This window comes from uncultured Fibrella sp. (genome assembly GCF_964250085.1).
In the GTDB taxonomy this organism is placed as follows: Bacteria; Bacteroidota; Bacteroidia; order Cytophagales; family Spirosomataceae; genus Fibrella.
In genome coordinates this window covers 241,777-258,948 of the sequence record NZ_CAXUEC010000003.1, presented here as the reverse complement: position 1 = coordinate 258,948, position 17,172 = coordinate 241,777, and the positions used below count along the sequence as shown (strand labels likewise).

The 17,172-nt window shown below is 53.8% G+C and carries 15 protein-coding genes; 12 read left to right on the top strand and 3 right to left on the bottom strand.

Annotated features, from left to right (window positions below; all coding sequences use genetic code 11):
* The first annotated feature begins 100 nt into the window (after positions 1–100).
* From ACFE8Q_RS10550 to ACFE8Q_RS10505, 10 genes are all read left to right on the top strand, one after another.
* Positions 101–643: a GNAT family N-acetyltransferase gene (locus ACFE8Q_RS10550; RefSeq protein ID WP_375445354.1), complete on the top strand. Its 543-nt coding sequence runs from the start codon at positions 101–103 to the stop codon at positions 641–643.
* A 41-nt stretch (positions 644–684) separates the two neighbouring features.
* Positions 685–1,362 carry a uracil-DNA glycosylase family protein gene (locus ACFE8Q_RS10545; RefSeq protein ID WP_375445353.1) on the top strand — a complete coding sequence of 226 codons (678 nt, stop codon included), beginning with the start codon at positions 685–687 and terminating at the stop codon, positions 1,360–1,362.
* A gap of 120 nt (positions 1,363–1,482) precedes the next feature.
* Positions 1,483–2,601, top strand: a complete 1,119-nt coding sequence (locus ACFE8Q_RS10540) for a DUF819 domain-containing protein (RefSeq protein ID WP_375445352.1) — start codon at positions 1,483–1,485, stop codon at positions 2,599–2,601.
* 223 nt (positions 2,602–2,824) lie between these two features.
* Positions 2,825–3,892, top strand: a complete 1,068-nt coding sequence (locus ACFE8Q_RS10535) for a sulfite exporter TauE/SafE family protein (protein WP_375445351.1) — start codon at positions 2,825–2,827, stop codon at positions 3,890–3,892.
* A 110-nt stretch (positions 3,893–4,002) separates the two neighbouring features.
* Positions 4,003–5,193 (top strand): trans-sulfuration enzyme family protein, encoded by a 1,191-nt coding sequence (locus tag ACFE8Q_RS10530; protein ID WP_375445350.1) that lies wholly within the window; start codon positions 4,003–4,005, stop codon positions 5,191–5,193.
* A 94-nt stretch (positions 5,194–5,287) separates the two neighbouring features.
* Positions 5,288–6,376 carry a Gfo/Idh/MocA family protein gene (locus tag ACFE8Q_RS10525; protein ID WP_375445349.1) on the top strand — a complete coding sequence of 363 codons (1,089 nt, stop codon included), beginning with the start codon at positions 5,288–5,290 and terminating at the stop codon, positions 6,374–6,376.
* 133 nt (positions 6,377–6,509) lie between these two features.
* Positions 6,510–7,244 (top strand): phosphoadenylyl-sulfate reductase, encoded by a 735-nt coding sequence (locus ACFE8Q_RS10520; protein ID WP_375445348.1) that lies wholly within the window; start codon positions 6,510–6,512, stop codon positions 7,242–7,244.
* A gap of 121 nt (positions 7,245–7,365) precedes the next feature.
* Complete coding sequence (gene cysD, locus ACFE8Q_RS10515) at positions 7,366–8,262, top strand: sulfate adenylyltransferase subunit CysD (protein WP_375445347.1); 897 nt, start codon at positions 7,366–7,368, stop codon at positions 8,260–8,262.
* An 89-nt stretch (positions 8,263–8,351) separates the two neighbouring features.
* Complete coding sequence (locus ACFE8Q_RS10510; protein ID WP_375445346.1) at positions 8,352–9,602, top strand: sulfate adenylyltransferase subunit 1; 1,251 nt, start codon at positions 8,352–8,354, stop codon at positions 9,600–9,602.
* Between the two features lie 93 nt (positions 9,603–9,695).
* Entirely contained in the window at positions 9,696–10,292 is a 597-nt protein-coding gene (locus tag ACFE8Q_RS10505; RefSeq protein WP_375445345.1) for an NTP transferase domain-containing protein, read from the top strand.
* A gap of 51 nt (positions 10,293–10,343) precedes the next feature.
* Here the strand turns inward: ACFE8Q_RS10505 and ACFE8Q_RS10500 are convergent, their stop codons facing one another.
* The 3 genes from ACFE8Q_RS10500 to ACFE8Q_RS10490 all read right to left on the bottom strand — a co-directional run bounded on the left by ACFE8Q_RS10500 (position 10,344) and on the right by ACFE8Q_RS10490 (position 14,281).
* Positions 10,344–12,593, bottom strand: a complete 2,250-nt coding sequence (locus ACFE8Q_RS10500) for a xanthine dehydrogenase family protein molybdopterin-binding subunit (RefSeq protein WP_375445344.1) — start codon at positions 12,591–12,593, stop codon at positions 10,344–10,346.
* Positions 12,594–12,681: 88 nt separating this feature from the next.
* Positions 12,682–13,713, bottom strand: a complete 1,032-nt coding sequence (locus ACFE8Q_RS10495) for an FAD binding domain-containing protein (protein ID WP_375445343.1) — start codon at positions 13,711–13,713, stop codon at positions 12,682–12,684.
* Positions 13,714–13,726: 13 nt separating this feature from the next.
* On the bottom strand, positions 13,727–14,281 hold the full coding sequence (locus ACFE8Q_RS10490) for a (2Fe-2S)-binding protein (protein WP_375445342.1): 555 nt from the start codon (positions 14,279–14,281) through the stop codon (positions 13,727–13,729).
* Between the two features lie 154 nt (positions 14,282–14,435).
* Between ACFE8Q_RS10490 and ACFE8Q_RS10485 the strand changes: the two genes are divergently transcribed.
* Both ACFE8Q_RS10485 and ACFE8Q_RS10480 read left to right on the top strand, forming a co-directional pair.
* Positions 14,436–14,825, top strand: coding sequence for a DUF3471 domain-containing protein (locus ACFE8Q_RS10485; protein ID WP_375445341.1), 390 nt, complete (start codon positions 14,436–14,438; stop codon positions 14,823–14,825).
* Positions 14,826–14,990: 165 nt separating this feature from the next.
* The gene (locus ACFE8Q_RS10480; RefSeq protein WP_375445340.1) at positions 14,991–17,132 is read left to right on the top strand and encodes a nitrite reductase; all 2,142 of its coding nucleotides are present in this window, start codon (positions 14,991–14,993) and stop codon (positions 17,130–17,132) included.
* Positions 17,133–17,172: the final 40 nt, after the last annotated feature.

Genomic DNA, 17,172 nt, shown 5'->3' with positions numbered 1-17,172 from the left:
AAAAAAATGCGGACTGAAGTCCGCCTTACACAACTCAGGTACGTTGGTAGAAAGCCTGATCGCGTATCTTCGTAAAACGCCCGGAGCATACCATACGCTTATGTTTACTGACCTGTCTACCCTCATTCTTGAATCGGAACGGCTGCGCCTGCTGCCCATCACTGATGCGTATACCGATCTGATCTTTCGGGAATTCACGCCGGAAGTAGCCACGTACATGCACCCGCGTCCGGCTACAGAGCGATCAGAAACAGAGGCCTTTGTCGAGGCAGCTAGAGCAGGTAACCGGGAAGGGTACAGCCTGAGCATGGTGATCACCGACCGGCAGTCGGGCGATTTTCTGGGTTGTGTAGGCCTGCATAAACTGGCCGACAAGCGACCGGAATTTGGTATCTGGGTGAAGCAGTCGGCGCATATGCACGGCTACGGACGCGAGGCTATTCACACGCTGAAACGATGGGCCGACGACCATATTCCGTACGAATACCTGATTTACCCCGTCGATTCGCGCAACATGGCCAGCCGTAAAATTCCCGAATCGCTCGGTGCGGCCATCATTAGTCAGTATGACGATACCGGCGGTATGGGTCAGGAGCTGACGCTGATCAAATACCGGATCGACCGGGGAACCCCAACCCTATAAGGTCTCAAAAAGACCTTGTAGGTTTATAATGGCAAAGCCAAATGACATTCTCAGAACGGGCCATTCGTTTTTACTTCAGTCAACACGAACCAGACCGCTTGCCTACTGGTGTTTCGGCCATGAATCCGTACGCTGATCCGGTGGTTCAGGATATCGTCAGGCAGTTTTATACCAAATTCTACAGCGACAATCGGCCTCGGGTGTTCATCCTCGGCATCAATCCGGGTCGGTTTGGGGCGGGCGTTACGGGCCTGTCGTTCACGACGCCTCAGAATCTGGCCCGCTACTGCGGTATTCCGAACAACCTGCCGCCTACCCCCGAGTTATCGAGCCGGTTTATCTACAAAGTGATCGAGGCTTTTGGGGGCGTCGATGCGTTTTATGGGCGGTTCTTCCTATCGTCGCTGTATCCCCTGGCGCTGGTGAAGGATGGCAAAAACTACAATTTTTACGACGACAAAGCCACCACGCAGGCCCTATGGCCAGTGATGACCGACAGTTTGCATCAGCAACAAACCTTTGGCTGCGACCGACGGGTGGCGATTTGCCTGGGTCGCAAGAACGAAGGCTTTCTGAAAAAGCTGAACGATGAGCAGGGATTTTTCGACCGCATCGTTACCGTCGATCATCCGCGCTACATTCTGCAATATCGATCAAAGTACCTGGAGCAATACATCGACACGTACCTGCAAGTGCTAACCGACTGCCTGCCGGAATAAGTAGGTCTAAAGGTCAAGGATTAACGTTAAACCTTGAATTTTAGCCCTTTACTCCTTGCCATCCTAGCTTACAGTCGTTAAGTTGCGGGTAGGTCGCTACTAACCGCGCCAGTCGCTCACTTGCTGATTCTCTCCATCCTGTTTCTGAATGTCGTAGTCTGCGAATGGCTGGCCACAAAACCGTATTTCCGTCACCTTGGCACCGCCCTGCTCGTCATCATCCTCACCGCTATCGAGGCTAACCTGGGCGTTGTCCCCACCACGGAGACGCCGCTGTATGAAGGCATCTTTACGTACGTCGCTCCGTTTTCGCTTTTTCTGTTACTGCTTCAGGTGAACCTGAACGACCTGCGCCGGGCCGGGCTTCCCATGCTGACCATGTTTCTGATCGGATCGGCCGGTACGATAATCGGGGTAGTCACCAGTATGTGGCTGTTCGACGGCTCACAGACAATCGGGAAATTATATTACGCATTGGCAGGCATGTTTACGGGGACTTACATCGGTGGAAGCATTAATTTCCATGCGCTGGCCCTCCACTATGGTGTGTCGAAATCGGGTAACCTGTTCATTGCCGCCACCGCCGCCGACAATATCATGACCGCGCTTTGGATGGTAGCCACCTTAGCCATTCCACAAGCCCTACAACGCCTCAGGCCCAGGCGACTGATCAACCCAACCCATCAAGTTGATGATGCACTCACGAGTCATGATGAAGAAACCGTTTCGCCCAGGCACCTGGCCATACTATTGGCACTGGGAACCGGCGGTATTTTTATCTCGAAAGAACTATCGGCCCGTTGGCCAGTGATACCATTTGTACTCGTCCTGACGACCATTGCTCTCATTCTGGCCCAATTTCGGACGGTAAACCGCCTCCGCGGCAGCCGACTGCTTGGCCTGCTCGGCATTTATCTGTTCCTGGCGGTCATTGGCGCCTACTGCGACCTGGGCGCTCTACTCCATGATGGTAAACTAGCCATTGTGCTGTTCGGTATTATCTGTACGCTGGTGCTGATTCACGCCATTGTTGTTTTTGGGATCGGGGCGCTGTGCAACGTGGATTGGGATGTGCTCGGTATTGCGTCGCAGGCCAATATTGGCGGGGCCACCTCGGCCCTTGCCCTGGCACGCAGCCTGAACCGGCCCGACCTGCAACTACCCGGCGTGCTGGTAGGCTCACTGGGCAATGCCATCGGAACGTACCTGGGCATACTGGTTGCCGAATTTCTACGATAGTAACGCCTGATTTTCTTTTCCAGGGTACATCTCCCTAAGCACACAATGACGCTTGTTTGTGTTGGCTATCAATCACTCGCCACAAAAACCAGGTCTGATTGAACTATGCCGACTAAATATTTCTTTTACCTTTGCACGACATCAACAAGACCCAAAACGCCACAATTGCTGTGGCGTTTTTCATAAAAGCACTAATCTATTAAGTCGATATAGTTAATACATTATGCAAATCGACAATCAGGCAGCGCCTGTTTCCGAGCCGATTTCTACCGATTCGTCCGCTCCATCAGTTGACCTGAATGGCCTGACTGTGCTGGTTCAGGGGAGTAAAGCCGCTCAACAGGCGGTGGCTCTTAAGCAGGCATTCCCGGGGGCAAAAATCACAACCGAACCACCTCAGCCTATCTGGCGTCGACGTACCCGCACCGAAATTGCGATCTACGTCACGGCTGCCTTGTCGCTGATGATCGTTGGGCATCTACTATTCAGCTATTTCACTCTCGACAGGCTTACGGTACTGGCCACGTCGGTGCGGGTAGAGCCCGAATTCTTCTATTTCCTGATGGCCGGTTTCGTGGCCCAGATGATCGACGGGGCACTCGGCATGGCGTACGGCGTAACCGCCACAACCTTTCTGATGAGCGTGGGGATCAGTCCGCTCCACGCCACCGCCAGCGTACACAGTTCCGAGATTTTCACATCGGGCGTGTCGGGTTATATGCACCTGAAGTTTGGCAACATCAATAGTAAGTTGTTCAAGGCTGTGCTTATTCCGGGTGTGATCGGTGCCGCGCTGGGAGCCTGGGTCATTTCAGAATTATCGTCGTTTGAGAGTTATGCCAAGGCTCTTCAGCCCATCATTTCGGTTTACACCGCGTTCCTGGGCATCCTGATTATCAGGAAGGCGCTGGTAAAACGGATCGAGAAGAAACCGATCAAAAAAATTGGCCTGCTGGCCTGGACGGGCGGCTTCCTGGATTCGATTGGCGGCGGCGGCTGGGGCCCTATCGTGAACTCAACGCTGATTGCCAGCGGTCGCCATCCGCGCTACACCATTGGCTCGGTGAATCTGGCCGAATTCTTTGTTTCTTTCGCCTCGTCAGTAGTCTTCGCCCTGTATGTCGGCCTTGGCAACTACGGGCTCGTTATTCTGGGTCTGATCCTGGGTGGCAGCATCGCCGCTCCTATCGCCGCTCATCTAGCCCAACGACTACCCGTTAAAACCATGATGGTCTTAGTCGGCATTGTTGTCATCATCGTAAGTTTGCGGAAAATAATTTTATTCTTTTAGCCATTAAGTGGTCATTACGCTTCGCAGTCATTAAGTCGTCATTTGTCGCAGAACAATTAATGACAACAAATGACGACTTAATGACTGCGAAGCGTAATGACATTTCATTTATGAAAAAGCAGACCAAAGCCATACGTACCCAGACGAAGAAGACCCAGTATCGGGAGCATTCAACTCCGCTGTTTCTAACGTCGAGCTTCACCTTCGAAAGCGCCGAACAAGGCAAAGAATTGTTTGAAGAAACGCTTGAAGGCAATATCTACAGCCGTTTCTCGAACCCCAACGTCACGGAATTTGTCGACAAGGTATGTATGCTGGAAGGTGCTGAAGAAGGCATTGCCACAGCAACAGGTATGGCCGCGGTTTTTGCATCGATGGCCGGCTTGCTGAAGTCGGGCGATCACCTGGTAGCCTGTCGGGCACTGTTTGGCTCGGCCCATCAGATCATCACGCAGATCCTCAGCAAGTGGGGCATTACCCATACCTACGTGGACGCTACAGCCACCGAAGCTGAGTGGGAAGCCGCCATGCAGCCAACCACAAAGATGGTGTATCTGGAAACACCGTCGAACCCCGGCCTGGAACTGGTCGACCTGGCAATGCTTGGTCGATTGAAAGCCAAATACGGCTTCATTCTCAACGTCGATAACTGCTTTGCTACGCCAATTCTGCAAACGCCCATCGACTTCGGTGCCGACCTGTCGGTGCATTCGGCTACTAAATTCATGGACGGCCAGGGACGGGTTCTGGGCGGTATCGTTGTTGGCCGCGCCGACCTGATTGCCCCCATCCGATTCTTTGCCCGCCATACCGGTCCGTCGCTCTCTCCGTTCAACGCCTGGACGCTGTCGAAAAGCCTCGAAACGCTTGATCTACGCATGGAGCGGCATTGCTCCAACGCACTGGCGCTGGCCGAAGCACTGGAAAATCATCCCGACGTGGCGATCGTGAAATACCCGTTCTTGCCTTCGCACCCGCAGTACGATCTGGCCAAATCGCAGATGAGCGCTGGTGGTGCCATCGTGACCATCGAACTGGAAGGCGGCTTCGAGCGCGTGCAGGCGTTTATGGAGGCGTTGCAAATTCCAACACTTTCGTCAAACCTGGGCGACTCACGCACGATCGTCACCAACCCCAATACAACGACTCATGCAAAACTGAAACCCGACGAAAAAGCCGCTTTGGGCATCACGCCGGGCCTTATTCGTATTTCAGTCGGCCTGGAACATGTCGATGACCTGATCGCCGATTTCGAGCAGGCCGTAACGGTTAGTGCCGACATGCTGAAGGAGCGCGTATAACGAACTGATTTTTAGGAATATTCCTAAAAATCTTACAGGTTTCGAAACCATATAAGGTTTCTATTCACTTGAACGTACCTGAACAAGTTTCTCCATGAAGTACGCGCTACTCCTGCTTAGCCTCATCTACGCGCAATTCGCTCAGGCGCAAACGACCCCCAAGCCCTTGCGGGTGGGCATTGCCGGTCTGACGCACGCCCACGTGCATCAGATTTTGGGGCGACTAAAACAGGGCGATCTGGTGCTGGTGGGGATTGCCGAAGCAAACCGCGATCTGGCAACCAGGCTGACGAAGCAGTATGGCATCGATATGGCGTTGGTGTATCCAACGCTCGATGAGATGCTGAGCAAGGGGAAACCGGAAGCCGTACTGGATTTTGGTTCCATTGCCGGGCATGTCAACACGGTAAAAACCTGTGCGCCAAAGGGAATTCATGTCATGGTTGAAAAGCCACTGGCCACGCGCTATTCAGATGCCGTTGAGATGGCCGCCCTGTCCCGGAAACACAACACGCAGTTGCTGACGAATTACGAAACGACCTGGTATGGCAGTAACCACCGTGCCTACGCCGTAGCAAATACGGACAAAGCCATCGGCGATATCCGTAAAATTGTGGTCCACGATGGGCACAAAGGGCCGAAAGAGATTGGTTGTAATCCCGAATTTCTGGCCTGGCTTACTGACCCGGTAGCCAACGGGGCCGGAGTCCTGTTCGATTTCGGCTGCTACGGTGCCAACCTGTCGACCTGGCTGATGCAGGGCCAACGACCAACGTCGGTGCGGGCCGTAACCCAGCAGATCAAGCCCGACATGTACCCGAACGTTGATGACGAAGCTACTGTTTTACTGACGTACCCAAAAGCGCAGGCCATCATACAGGCATCGTGGAACTGGCCATTCAGCCGGAAGGACATGGAAGTGTATGGCCAAACCGGGTACGTTACCACCCTTGATGGGACCCGAATGCGCATCCGGTTGAAAGCCGATAAAGCAGAGCGAACGATGGACGCACCGCAAACCGAAGCCGCCGCCAACGATCCGTTCACCTACATGGCCCGGCTGTTACGCGGTGAAACCAAACCCGACGCACTGACATCGCTCGAGAATAACCTGATTGTTGTAGAAATTTTAGACGCTGCCCGCCAGTCAGCCAAAACTGGAAAGGCAATAGAATTGAAATAGTCATTGTGTGGTCATTGGTAGTCATTTACAGTCATTGGGTGGTCATTCGTTGTAAGACAATAAATGACTACCAATGACCACATAATGACCACAAATGACCACACAATGACTGCTTCTTACTGACAGTTCAATCATGAGTACCGAACCTACTACACACACTTTCGACTCGCTAACGGCCCAATTAGAAGGCCTGAACGAGATCGACGCCATTCGTAAACTGACCGATCTGTTTCCGGGTCAGGTTGTTTTTTCAACCAGTCTGGGCTACGAAGATCAGGTCATCACCGATCTGATTGCAACCAACCAACTTCCCGTTCGCCTCTTCACGCTCGACACGGGCCGGATGTTTGGCGAGACCTATTCCGTTTGGAACAAGACGTTGAGTCGCTACGGCCTGCCTATCGAAACAATGTATCCGAAGCAGGAAGCCGTGGAGCAACTGATGACCGCCAAAGGGCCGTACAGCATGTACGAGAGCGTGGAGAACCGCAAAGAATGCTGCTTCATTCGGAAGGTAGAACCACTAAATCGGGCACTGGCAGGTCAGAAAGTCTGGATCACCGGCATCCGCGCTGAGCAGTCGGCTAACCGCCACGATATGACGCAGTTGGAGTGGGACGAAGCCCATCAACTGGTGAAATTTCACCCGCTGATGAACTGGACGTTCGATGACGTGAAGGCGTATGTGAAAGAGCACAACGTGCCCTATAACCCACTGCACGATAAAGGATTTGTCAGCATCGGTTGCCAGCCCTGTACCCGCGCCATTCAACCGGGCGAGGATTTCCGCGCCGGTCGCTGGTGGTGGGAAGACAATTCGAAAAAAGAATGTGGACTACACGTGCACGAAGAAGTATTCAAGCCTTAGGAATGGCATTAGGTAGTCATTGATTGTCGTTAAGTAGTCATTTGTTGTAGAACAAGTAAGACCAGAAACTGACCATTAATGACAGCGAAGCGTAATGACCACCTAATGACAATCAATGACCATGGATTATTTAGATCAACTCGAATCGGAAGCGATTCACATCATGCGGGAAGTGGCCGGGCAATTTGAGCGGCCTGCGTTGCTGTTTTCGGGCGGTAAAGACTCGATCACGCTCGTGCACCTGGCCCGTAAAGCCTTTCGTCCCGGCAAATTTCCGTTCCCGCTCGTGCATATCGATACGGGACATAACTTTCAGGAAGCACTCGATTTTCGCGACTGGCTGGCCGACAGCCTCGGTGAGCGGCTGATCGTCAGGTACGTTGAAGATACCATACGTACCCGGAAGCTGAAGGAGCCAACCGGCCGCAACGCCACCCGGAATGGTCTGCAAACGTTTACGCTGCTGGATACAATCGAAGAGTTCGAATTTGATGCCTGCATTGGTGGTGCCCGCCGCGATGAAGAAAAAGCGCGCGCTAAAGAACGTGTCTTCTCGGTACGCGACGAATTCGGTTCGTGGGATCCCAAAAGGCAGCGTCCTGAGCTTTGGAACATGTACAACGGCCGTATTCACAAAGGCGAAAATGTGCGTGTGTTCCCGATCTCCAACTGGACCGAACTCGATGTCTGGAATTATATCCGCCGCGAGAATATTGCCCTGCCAAGCCTCTACTTTGCGCATGACCGCGAATTGCTGCTGCGTGATGGTAAACTGATGGCCACTGCCGGTAACGTCATTCAGCCCGAGGCGGATGATGAGCGGGTGACGCGCCGGGTACGTTTCCGCACCGTTGGCGATATCTCCTGCACGGCCGCCTCTGAATCAGGAGCCGACACATTGGACGACGTAATCGCCGAGATTCAGGCAACGCGCGTGTCTGAACGGGGCGAAACCCGCATGGACGATCAGCTTTCGGAAGCCGCGATGGAAGACCGCAAGAAAGGCGGCTATTTCTAAAGAATGCAACGGAGAGAGTGAACGCGTGGCCAGCACTGCTGGCACTTCCTCTCCCCTTTCATTCATTCACACTTTCACTCTTTGTTACCTTGGATTTACTACGTTTTATAACCTGCGGTAGCGTTGACGACGGGAAAAGTACCCTGATCGGTCGCCTGCTGTACGATTCAAAGTCGATTCTGGCCGACCAGCTCGAAGCCATTGAGAAAGCCAGCAAAAGCCGCGACAATGGCGAAGTGGACCTGGCCCTGCTCACCGACGGGCTCCGTTCGGAACGCGAACAGGGAATTACCATCGACGTGGCCTACCGCTATTTCCAGACAACGGCCCGCAAGTTTATCATCGTCGACGCGCCGGGGCATATTCAGTACACCCGCAACATGGTGACGGGCGCTTCGAACTGCCAGTTGGCCATCGTCCTGATCGACGCCCGGCATGGCGTGGTGGAGCAAACACGGCGACATTCGCTTATCGCCAGCATGCTGGGCATCCGGCATGTGGTGGTGGCCGTGAATAAAATGGACCTTGTCGATTTTTCGCAGGATGTATTTTCCAACATCTGTATTCAATACGCCGAGTTAGCCCAGAAACTGTCGATTCCCGACATTACATACATCCCGCTGAGTGCGCTCAACGGCGATAATGTAGTTGACAAATCAGCGGCGATGCCCTGGTACGAAGGCACCACATTGCTGAATCACCTGGAAACGATCGAGATCAGTCAGGATGATGATCAGACGTTGGGTCGCTTGCCGGTTCAGTTGGTGATTCGCCCTCAAACCGCCGAATTACCCGACTATCGGGGCTACGCGGGTAAAATTACCAGCGGTTCCTTCCGCGTGGGCGAGCCGGTGACAGTACTGCCCTCTGGCGAAAGCTCGACTATTTCACGCATCGAAACCAACGAGCAGGACGTACCTGAAGCGCATGTCAATCAGTCGGTTATTCTGCATCTGGCCGACAATATCGACGTCAGCCGGGGCGACCTGATCGTACCTTCAGCCAATCAGCCGGTGCTGAGCCAGAATGTAGACGCCATGCTTTGCTGGATGGATACCAAAACACTGGCAGTAGGCAGCAAATACGTATTGCAGGTAGGTACATCGCGAACGCGCTGTTCGGTACGCGCGATTCCGTATCAACTCAACATCGAAACCTACGAGCAGATCGAAGGCGTAGATACGTTGAAATTAAACGACTTGGCGCGCGTTGTTCTTCGCACAGCCCAACCGGTCGCTTTTGATCCGTATGGCTACAACCGGGCCAACGGCGGCGCTATCCTGATCGACGAAACCAGCAACGTCACTGTTGGAGCGCTCATGCTTCAGGGGGAGGCCTGATAAACAATGTTCAAAGTTTAACGTTCAAAGGTCTAAAGTTGCTCTGCTAGGTTATAGTCAGCAGAGCAACTTTAGACCTTTGAACGTTAAACTTTGAACCATAAAATGACCATCGGCACCATCATTCTGGCCGCAGGCGAATCATCACGTCTGGGGCAGCCCAAACAATTATTGGAAAAGAACGGACAACCGCTTGTTCGACACATGGCGCAGCTTGCGCATGACCTCAATGCCGGGCCGGTGGTGGTGGTGGTGGGCGCCAATGCGGACCCCATTACCGAGGCACTTCACGACATTCAGGTACGTGTTGTGACCAATCCAGATTGGAAAAGCGGTATGGCCAGCTCGCTCAGAATCGGCGTTGAAACCCTGGAGCGGGCACTTCCTGATGCTATTCTGGTGCTGTTGACCGACCAGCCCTACGTGAATCGGGCCTTGGTCGAGCAACTCATCGAAACCGCCACATCGACGCACAAAGCCATTGTTGCCAGTGAATACGGCGATACACTTGGTGTGCCTGTACTGTTCCGACCTGAGTTTTATGAAGCGTTGAAATCGCTGGAGGGTGATACTGGCGCCAGAAAGCTGGTACAAAAACACCCCGACGATGTAGCCGGGGTGCCGTTTGAACAGGGAAATATTGATCTGGATACGCCCGAAGACGTAGCCAGGTGGCAGGAGAGCCTATAAGATATAGTTGAACCTACAAGGTCTTTTTGAGACCTTATAGGTTTGCCCGAGTTAATACAACACCCGATCCAGTGTAATTGGCAGGTCGTAGATGCGTTTGCCGGTAGCGTGGAAAACGGCGTTGGCAACGGCGGCGGGCATGCCCACAATGCCGATCTCGCCCAGTCCTTTTGCGCCCAATGGATTCACGATCTCGTCATGCTCTTCCACAAAGAGCACGTCGAGGTCCTGAATGTCGGCAGCCACAGGTACGTGGTATTCGGCCAGATTATGGTTCATGAAGCGGCCGTAGCGGTGATCCATTTTGCTGTCTTCCTGCAACGCGCTGCTGATGCCCCATACCATGCCGCCGATGATCTGACTACGAGCCGTGCGCGGATTCAGGATACGGCCACCCGCTACCGCCGTCACCGCACGTGTTACTTTCACCGTGCCCAGGTCCTCGTCCACTTCCACCTCCACAAAAGCAGCCGCGTGCGTATGCCGCGAATACTTTTTCAGTTGCAGCGGATTAGGCATCGAAGTAGCTGTTTCGCTGATTGCCCGTCCGCCGTTCAGGGCCACAATATCAACTAATGACATAGCTACCGAGAGGTCATTTTTCAGTCGTACATGTCCTTCGGCAAAAACGACGTCATTCCAGGTAGCGTCGTAGAAAGGCGATTGCGCATCCTTGGCAGCCAGCTTCAGGAGCTTTTTACCTAAATCTTCACAAACCTGCTTCACTGCTGATCCAACCGTTGATGCTGTCCACGAACCGCCCTGAATGGGTGCCAACGGCATGTCGGTATCACCTAGCCTGAAGATTACATCCTCAATAGGCATGCCGAGTGTGTCGGCGGCAATCTGGGTCATGATCGTGTAGGTACCAGTACCAATATCGGCGGTGGCACTGCTGACGCGGAGTTTACCGTTGACGGTCAGTACGGCTTCGGCGCGTGCGGGCATCCGGCTGGCATCCCAGATGCCAGTGGCCATTCCCCAGCCCACCAGGTTGTGCCCCCGCTTCATAGACCGTGGTTCAGGGTTTCGCTCTTTCCAGCCGAAGCGTTCGGCACCCTGGTAAAAACAAGCACGGAGTTCTTTGCTCGAAAACGGCTTGTCACTTTCTGTCCAGTCTTTTTCCGAATAGTTTTTCAACCGCAGTTCAATCGGGTCCATGCCCAGTTCATGAGCCAACGCGTCCATCGCCGTTTCAATGGCATGGTCGCCGGTTACGCCGCCGGGAGCGCGCATATCGAGCGGCGTGTAAATATCCAGCGACTTTAGTTTGTAGGTCAGCGTCGTATCAGGTACGTCGTAGAGAATACCGGTCCAGTTTACTACCACCTCGGTATAGTCCTCGAACTGCGAAGTTGCCGCTTTCGCATCATGCTTGATTGCGGTAATCGTTCCGTTGGCCGAGGCGCCTAATTTTACTTCCTGTACGGTATTGGGGCGGTGCCCAAAAGAGAACATCTGCTGTCGGGTCAGCGTAACCCGCACCGATCGTTTTAATGCTTTAGCGGCCATAACGGCCAGAAATAACTGATATTGAGGACGTAACCCAGAGCCAAAGCCACCACCCACATAAGGTGAGATAACCCGGACATGACTGAACGGCAAGTCGAAGATCTGGGCCACGTACATCTGACTGTTTGGCGCTCCCTGGGTCTTGTCGTAAATGGTCAGGTGTGGTTTCCCATTGGCATCTTCCTTTCCGTACTCGACTGTGGTACCAAACATTTCCATTGGGTTGTGGTGCTGGGCACCATGTACATGACGAGCCTGAATAGAGACGGTTGCTTCCGCCATCGCTTTGTCTGCATCACCCCGGGGTTTAGGTGGCAATGGTTTCAGGAATTGAGAAACACCCGGCTCAGGGTCACGCGCCTCTGACAGATGCGCTTCCAGATCCGTTTCGTGGGGCTCGGTCTCATACGTCACCTTGATCAGCGAAGCGGCGTAGCGGGCCATCTCGAACGTTTCGGCCACAACCAGGGCAATGGGCTGGGCGCTGTACTTGATCTTATTATCCTGCAACGGCCGAAATGGCGACCCTGGCGGCGCATCCTGGTCTTTATAATTCATGTCGAACCAGGCGGTATTCGGCCGGTTCTCGTGGGTAAACACTTGCAATACGCCGGGCAAGGCCAGGGCCTCTGCCGTATCGATGCTGGTGATTGTTCCTTTAACAATGTCGCTGGAGCGTACGAAGCCGTAGGTCAGGCCGGGTACGTTAAATTCGGCGGCGTATTTTGCCTTGCCGGTCACTTTATCTATGCCGTCGACACGTTTGACGGGTTGTCCGATGTATGTCATGGATGTTGAGTCTGTTGAACAATTATCAGTCATCAATGGCGCTGTTAAATCAACACCTCGATGACTTCGTAACGTCACTGTTCATTGATCACTGTTGTTTTGCTTTTTGCATCGTCACCGCTTCGGTCAGCGCACGCACGATGGCGCGTTTGGCCAGATCGATCTTGAACGTGTTGTGGCCGTATCCCTTCGCCCCTTCCAGCAGCAGTTCAGCCACTGGCCGAAAGCTGTCGGCAGTGGCTTCCTTACCCACAAGGTGCTGTTCCGCTTCGGGTTTCCGCCAGGGTTTGTGGGCTACGCCCCCCAACGCAATTCGAGCGTTGGTAATGGTATTTCCTTCCAGTTCCAGACCAACAGCGACAGAGACGAGCGCAAACGCGTAGGATGCCCGATCGCGGAGTTTCAGGTAATCGTAGTGTTGCGCAAACCCCAGGGCAGGCAGATCGATGGCCGTAACAATCTCGCCGGGTTGGAGTGTATTATCGTATTGAGGCTGATCACCTGGAAGCCGGTGAAAATCAGCGAAGTCGATAGTTCGCTCGCCGTTTGGTCCATCGACCCGCACAACCGCCTCAAGCGCGGCCAAAGCAACGCACATATCCGACGGATGCGTGGCAATACAGGCGGTTGGTGAATCTGTAGTCAGCGGGCTGGACGATTCGGTGCCAAGTATCGCATGGATGCGGTTGTAGCCACCGATGGCCCCGCATCCACTGCCCGGCTCCCGCTTGTTGCAGGGCATGGCCTTGTCGTAGAAATAATAGCAACGGGTACGTTGAAACAGGTTTCCGCCGTTGGTAGCCATGTTGCGCAATTGCGGCGAAGCACCAGCCAGAATCGTCTGCGACAGTAGCGGGTACCGTTCTTTCACCAACGGGTTATAGGCGGTGTCGGCGTTGGTGACCAGCGCACCCAGGCGTAGGCCACCATCTGGTAGTTCAACAATATCAGTAAGTGGCAACCGATTGATATCGATCAGGCGCGATGGCTTTTCGATATTTTCCTTCATCAGGTCGATGAGGTTGGTGCCGCCGCCAATGAATTTAGCGGCCGGTTCCGTCTTCAGCTCGTCAATGGCCGAGTCAACTGTGTTGGGCCGGGAATAGGTAAATGGGTTCATAACGTTGGCAGAGTTAGGCGTTAGGCGCTGTTCGACTAGTCATGACCTCCATCACCGCGTCGATGATGTGTGGGTAAGCACCACACCGGCAGATATTGCCGCTCATCAGTTCGCGCACGTCGGCCTCGGTTTTCGCCTGCCCTTCGTTTAGCAGGCCCACCGCCGAACAAATCTGGCCGGGGGTGCAATAGCCGCACTGGAAGGCGTCGTGATCGACAAAGGCAGTCTGGAGCGGATGCAGTTGAGGCGCTGCCCCTGCATGGCCGGGCGTGGCCAGTCCTTCGATGGTCGTGATCTCATGGTCGTCATGCATCACGGCCAGCGTGAGGCACGAGTTGATTCGTTTGCCATTGACAAGGACCGTGCAGGCACCACACTGGCCATGATCACAGCCTTTTTTAGTGCCGGTAAGGTTCATGTATTCACGCAGGGCGTCCAGAAGCGATGTCCAGGGAGCAATCTGTAGCGTTCTGGCTACCCCATTGACGGTAAGCCGAACGGTTCCGGGCGTTGATAGGGTGGCTGAGTCCTGCACATCGGGCGAAGGTGGTGACAGAGTCGTTTGCATAATGGATCACATAGTCGAGTATGTCACTAGAACAACCAACCTTACCCTGTGTTCAAAAAAGCCGGTTAAAGGCGATGGAACCCAGATGTTGCCAATTACCCGGCTTTTTTTACGAACTTGCTCCTGATTCAACGTATACCAAACCCCTGCATCCATGAACAAGCGCATTCTATTGACCCTCAGCCTATTTCTAGGTATCACCGTGGTAGCTGCGGCCCAAACCACAGCCCCTGCCACCACAACGACCAGCCAGTCATCTGCCCCTTCGGCCGACGCCCTGCGTGCGTATGCAGGTACGTATACGTTTGCTGGCGGCAGTCCGCTGAGTACGTATACGATCACCGTGAAAGACGGCGATCTGTATGGCGATGCGGGCATGGGAGAAGCCTACAAGCTGGTGAAACAGGACAAGGCTGATCAGTTTAAGTCGACCAGTTCGTATGGGTCGATGATCACCTTCCAGCGAGATGCCGCCACAAAAGCTATTACGGGATTGACGCTGGCGGCGCAGGGCCAGGAATTAGCCGCGACTAAAGCAAAATAAGGCGTTCTGAACTGACTGAGAGCCACTAAAATCGACCGTTTCGGAACGATTTTAGTGGCTTTCAAATTTACTGGGTACGTACACTTCAGCACGACTAAGCCGGACTCCACCTCCGGCCTTTGTTTTAATTAGTCAGTATATAAACTCTATAGAGTAATAGTAAATATGTCTATTACCTTTTCTCCCACCGTAAGCCGGGCGGCTCAACGCGACATCAACGACCTCAAGCAAAAAGTCGATGCCTTCACCAATGGGCAGATGACCGACGAGCAGTTCCGTAAATTCCGTCTCGCACGGGGCGTTTACGGGCAGCGTCAGGCCGGTGTTCAGATGATCCGCATCAAGCTTCCCTACGGACGCATTACGGCCGATCAGCTTGTTCGTATCGCCGATGTGTCGGACCGGTACGCCACTGGAAATCTTCACGCCACCACCCGTCAGGACATTCAGCTTCACTTTGTTAAACTGGCCGATTCACCGCAGCTTTGGGCTGAACTCGAAGACGTTGGCATCACCCTGAAAGAAGCTTGCGGCAATACCGTTCGGAACGTGACCGGCTCGGCGCGGGCCGGTATCGACCCGGAAGAACCATTCGATGTGTCGCCTTACGCTCACGCTATTTACGCCTACTTCCTGCGTAATCCGATTTGCCAGGATATGGGTCGTAAGTTCAAGATTGCCTTATCGTCGTCGGAACGGGATTCGGCTTATGGCTACATGCACGACATTGGCCTGATTCCGCGTGTTCAAAACGGCAAACGGGGCTTTAAAGTGTTGTTGGCGGGTGGACTTGGCGCTCAGCCATTTGCCGCTCAGACAGCAACCGAATTCATCGGGGAAGATCAGATCATCCCATTCATAGAGGCGGTTATCCGCGTATTCGACCGGTATGGTGAACGCACCAAACGGCACAAAGCCCGGATGAAATACCTGCTCAACGATATTGGGCTGGACGAATTTCTGAACCGGGTTCAGCTCGAATGGACGGCTCTCCGGACAAAAGAGTTAGCCGTTGGCAGTTTACCATTTACCGTTGTCTCGGAAGAGCCTCGGCCCGAGGCATCAGGCTATCAGCCAGGTAGCGAAGATACTGCGTTCAACACCTGGTTTACCACCAATGTTTTTGAGCAGAAACAGGCGGGCTGGTACGCAGTGCAATTGCGGGTATTACTGGGCGACATGTCGTCGGATACGGCACGGGCGCTGGCACAAGTCGTGAAGCAATACGCGGGTGACGACATTCGGGTGACGGTAAATCAGGGCTACCTGCTCAGGTACGTTCGGCCCGAAAACTTAGTAGCGCTGCACCAGGCTCTCGATGCCCTGGGCCTCGCCGAACCGGGTTTCGACACCACGGCCGATATTACTACCTGCCCCGGAACGGATACCTGTAACCTGGCCATTACCAGCAGTTACGGCATCACCCGTGCGCTGGAAGAGATGATGAAGGACGAGTTTCCCGACATCGTTTACAACACCGATATCAAGATCAAAATCAGCGGCTGTATGAATGGCTGTGGTCAGCATTCGGTGGCGAACATTGGTTTTCACGGCTCGTCGATCAAAAACGGCGCGTATGTGTTACCAGCCCTACAGGTGCTACTGGGGGGCGGTTTCAATGCCGAAGGCGTTGGGCAAATGGGTGATAAAGTCATCAAATTGCCGACCAAACGTGGTCCTGCGGCGTTGCGTACGCTGTTCAACGACTACGAAGCCAACGCCTTCGACGGCGAGTATTACAACAACTACTACGGTCGGCAGGGGAAAAACTATTTCTACACGCTGTTGAAACCACTCGCCGACCTGAAAACAGTGCAGGACAGCGATTATGTAGACTGGGATCATACCGAGCAATACGCCACCGAAGTAGGGGTTGGCGAGTGCGCCGGGGTGATGCTTGACCTCGTGGCAACCACGCTTGATGAAGCCACCGACAAGCTTGGCTGGGCAACAGAAGCGCAGGAAGACGGCCGGTGGGCCGATGCTATCTACCACGCCTACAACGTGTTCGTCACCGGTGCAAAAGCCGCCCTGATGAGCCGTGACGTCCCTACGAATACACAGCATGGCATCGTATCCGATTTCGACCGTGAGTTTGCAGGGGCCGCCGGTTTTCACACCGACGAATCGGCGTTTAAATCACTGGTCTTCAGTATCAACAGAAACGAACCAACGGAAGCGTTCGCAGGTACGTTCATCAGCGAAGCCACTCAGTTTCTAGCGGCCGTGCGGGCTTATCGCACCCGGCAAATCCAGTTGGAAGGCATGCCCGAATTGAAAGAACTCGTTCAGGCACAGGACAGCTAAACTGAATTACGGGTTATGATGTACGCTTTGCGCTGCTGTT

What these genes read in the sequence shown, in the direction of transcription:
- ACFE8Q_RS10550 (WP_375445354.1), top strand. Translation starts at nt 101, where the DNA reads ATGTTTACTGACCTGTCTACCCTCATTCTTGAATCGGAACGGCTGCGC.
- ACFE8Q_RS10545 (WP_375445353.1), top strand. Translation starts at nt 685, where the DNA reads ATGACATTCTCAGAACGGGCCATTCGTTTTTACTTCAGTCAACACGAA.
- ACFE8Q_RS10535 (WP_375445351.1), top strand. Translation starts at nt 2,825, where the DNA reads ATGCAAATCGACAATCAGGCAGCGCCTGTTTCCGAGCCGATTTCTACC.
- ACFE8Q_RS10530 (WP_375445350.1), top strand. Translation starts at nt 4,003, where the DNA reads ATGAAAAAGCAGACCAAAGCCATACGTACCCAGACGAAGAAGACCCAG.
- ACFE8Q_RS10525 (WP_375445349.1), top strand. Translation starts at nt 5,288, where the DNA reads ATGAAGTACGCGCTACTCCTGCTTAGCCTCATCTACGCGCAATTCGCT.
- ACFE8Q_RS10520 (WP_375445348.1), top strand. Translation starts at nt 6,510, where the DNA reads ATGAGTACCGAACCTACTACACACACTTTCGACTCGCTAACGGCCCAA.
- cysD (WP_375445347.1), top strand. Translation starts at nt 7,366, where the DNA reads ATGGATTATTTAGATCAACTCGAATCGGAAGCGATTCACATCATGCGG.
- ACFE8Q_RS10500 (WP_375445344.1), bottom strand. Translation starts at nt 12,593, where the DNA reads ATGACATACATCGGACAACCCGTCAAACGTGTCGACGGCATAGATAAA.
- ACFE8Q_RS10495 (WP_375445343.1), bottom strand. Translation starts at nt 13,713, where the DNA reads ATGAACCCATTTACCTATTCCCGGCCCAACACAGTTGACTCGGCCATT.
- ACFE8Q_RS10490 (WP_375445342.1), bottom strand. Translation starts at nt 14,281, where the DNA reads ATGCAAACGACTCTGTCACCACCTTCGCCCGATGTGCAGGACTCAGCC.
- ACFE8Q_RS10485 (WP_375445341.1), top strand. Translation starts at nt 14,436, where the DNA reads ATGAACAAGCGCATTCTATTGACCCTCAGCCTATTTCTAGGTATCACC.
- ACFE8Q_RS10480 (WP_375445340.1), top strand. Translation starts at nt 14,991, where the DNA reads ATGTCTATTACCTTTTCTCCCACCGTAAGCCGGGCGGCTCAACGCGAC.